Genomic DNA, 2,856 nt, shown 5'->3' on the forward strand with positions numbered 1-2,856 from the left:
GCGCGTGGGATCCCAGCCCGCCCAGATAACTATAAAAGAGGGCAACATGGTGATGGTGCGGCGGAACCACAGCGGAATGTGGAAACGAATAAAGCCCTGCATCACCACTTGTCCCGCCAGCGTGCCAACCACGGTAGAAGAGAGGCCGGCGGCCACCAGGCTCAAACCAAACACTATCGCCGCCGCTTCGCCCAACAGCGGTTGCAGCGTTAGGTAAGCCTGATCGAGATCGACGATGCTGGAGTGACCGCTGAAGTGGAACGCTGCGGCGGCAGTTGCCATCATCGCCAGATTCACAAAGCCAGCAATGGTCATGGCGATAGCCACGTCCAGCTTGGTTGAGCTGTAGCGTTGCGCCTTGCTGCCTTTATTACCGTGCTGCGTCAGCGCCGAGTGCAGGTAAATGACGTGCGGCATAATGGTGGCGCCTAACACGCCAGCGGCGAGGAAGACCGCATCTGACGTCGGCAACGATGGCAGCGCCATACCGACCACCAGCTCACTCACTTTTGGCTGGGAGAAAAACAGCTCCACAATATACGCCGCCGCTACGAACAGCAGCAGGCCGCCAATCACCAATTCCAGTGGCTTCTGCCCGCGACTTTGCAGCATCAGAATCAGGTAAGTCGCGATACCGGTTAACACCGCGCCCTGCAGCAGCGAAATGCCGAGTAAAAGCTTGAAGCCGAGCGCTGCGCCAATAAACTCAGCGAGATCGGTGGCCATGGCGATGATTTCCGCCTGCACCCAATAGAACCACACCGCCGGACGCGGGAAGCGATCGCGGATGTGTTCTGCAAGATTTTTGCCGGTGGCAATGCCGAGCTTGGCGGACATCAGCTGGATCAGCATCGCCATGACATTGGCCCACACCACCACCCACAACAGCTTATAGCCGTAGGCGGCGCCGGCCTGAATGTTGGTCGCGAAGTTGCCGGGATCGATATAGCCAATCGCCGCGATAAAAGCGGGGCCCAGCAACGCGAGTTTGATCTTTCTGGCTCCGCGAGCGGCGCGCTCAGCGGTGCGGCTTTCTAGCATAGTTTTACCCTGTCTTAACGCTTGTTGACCCGACCAGATTAAGGGTCATTCAAGGCAGATGAAATTTGGTTATAGTTATTGTATTAATAGATGGTGCTATGAAGTATAGCCATTGCTATACATTGCGGTAAAGCCAGTTCTTGCCAAAAATACGTGCAACGCAAATGACTCTACGCTTGGGTCATTTTATAGACAATGTTTTTGTGGATATTTCTTGTGATGGATTTGTAATGGGGTTGTGAGCGGTCAGACTTATCTGAGAAAAATCGCGATAGCGAATACTTATAATGTGGTTTTGATCTCGTTTTTAAGTAACGCGTTACATAGAATACGCAACAAAATACAACCCTCCTCAAATTTGGAGCCGACATGTCCCATGTTTTGCATTTTATTTTAGCACTAGTGGTGGTAGCGGTGCTGGCCTTGCTGGTCAGCAACGATCGTAAAAGCATCCGTCTTCGTTTTATCGTACAGCTTCTGGTCATCGAATTGTTGTTGGCGTGGTTCTTCCTGAACTCCTCCATCGGTCTCGGCTTCGTGCAAGGCTTCGCTGGTTTCTTTGATCATCTGCTCAAATATGCTGCCGAAGGCACCAACTTCGTGTTTGGCAATATGAGTGAAAAAGGTCTCGCCTTCTTCTTCCTCAACGTGCTTTGCCCGATCATCTTCATCTCGGCGTTGATTGGTATTTTGCAGCACTTCCGCATCTTACCTTGGGTGATTCGCGGCATTGGTACCGTACTGTCAAAAGTAAACGGTATGGGAAAACTGGAATCTTTCAACGCCGTAAGCTCTCTGATTTTGGGACAGTCAGAAAACTTTATCGCCTATAAAGATATCCTCGGCAAAATGTCACAACGCCGCATGTACACCATGGCAGCAACCGCCATGTCGACGGTTTCCATGTCGATTGTCGGCGCCTACATGACCATGCTGCAGCCAAAATATGTGGTGGCCGCGCTGGTATTGAACATGTTCAGCACCTTTATCGTGCTGTCGCTGATTAACCCGTACCGCGTCGATAGTGAAGAAGATCTGCAATTGCAGGACCTGCACAAAGGCCAGAGCTTCTTCGAAATGCTGGGCGAATACATTCTCGCCGGTTTTAAAGTAGCGATGATCGTCGCTGCGATGCTGATTGGTTTTATCGCCTTGATCACCGGTCTGAACGCGCTGTTCGATCTGATTTTCGGCATCAGCTTCCAGGGCGTGCTGGGTTATGTGTTCTATCCATTTGCGTGGGTGATGGGCGTTCCTTCACACGAAGCGCTGCAAGTGGGCAGCATCATGGCAACCAAACTGGTTTCCAACGAATTCGTGGCGATGATGGATCTGCAGAAAATCGCCGGTCAGCTGTCACCTCATTCGGAAGGTATTCTCTCGGTGTTCCTCGTCTCCTTTGCTAACTTCTCCTCTATCGGGATTGTGGCGGGTGCGATTAAAGGTCTGCACGAAGAGCAAGGTAACGTGGTTTCACGCTTCGGCCTGAAACTGCTGTACGGTTCAACGCTGGTGAGCGTGCTATCAGCCGCTATCGCTGGCCTGGTGTTGGCCTTCTGATCAAAGGGGCGAGCTGCGGCTCGCCCTTCTCTTCTTATTTATTTCAATCGGTTCTATCCCGCCTCGCCCCGGCTTTTCCCCCGCCATCACCCGCTTCACCGTGAAACGCAAAACCTTTGCACAATATTGAATTTCCGTTCTTACCGCCTGCGCCCGTAGTTTTTCTCCATGACGTCACTTCAGGAGAACCGCATGAGCATTCAATTCCTTGGCATGATTGGCCACCGCCTCGCTTCCGAGATCATTCCGGCTAGC

Annotated in this window: 2 protein-coding genes; one reads left to right on the forward strand and one right to left on the reverse strand. The window is 52.3% G+C overall.

Features of this window, described 5'->3' with window-relative positions; all coding sequences use genetic code 11:
• A partial coding sequence (locus RTY00_RS22995) for an Nramp family divalent metal transporter (protein WP_312666500.1) occupies positions 1-1,041 on the reverse strand: 1,041 nt, incomplete at its 3' end.
• 369 nt (positions 1,042-1,410) lie between these two features.
• Between RTY00_RS22995 and RTY00_RS23000 the strand changes: the two genes are divergently transcribed.
• The gene (locus RTY00_RS23000; RefSeq protein WP_008101354.1) at positions 1,411-2,601 is read left to right on the forward strand and encodes a NupC/NupG family nucleoside CNT transporter; all 1,191 of its coding nucleotides are present in this window, start codon (positions 1,411-1,413) and stop codon (positions 2,599-2,601) included.
• The last annotated feature ends 255 nt before the right edge of the window (positions 2,602-2,856 follow it).

It is taken from the genome of Pantoea sp. CTOTU49201, assembly GCF_032054795.1.
GTDB lineage: Bacteria > Pseudomonadota > Gammaproteobacteria > Enterobacterales > Enterobacteriaceae > Pantoea > Pantoea symbiotica.

What these genes read in the sequence shown, in the direction of transcription:
- RTY00_RS23000 (WP_008101354.1), top strand. Translation starts at nt 1,411, where the DNA reads ATGTCCCATGTTTTGCATTTTATTTTAGCACTAGTGGTGGTAGCGGTG.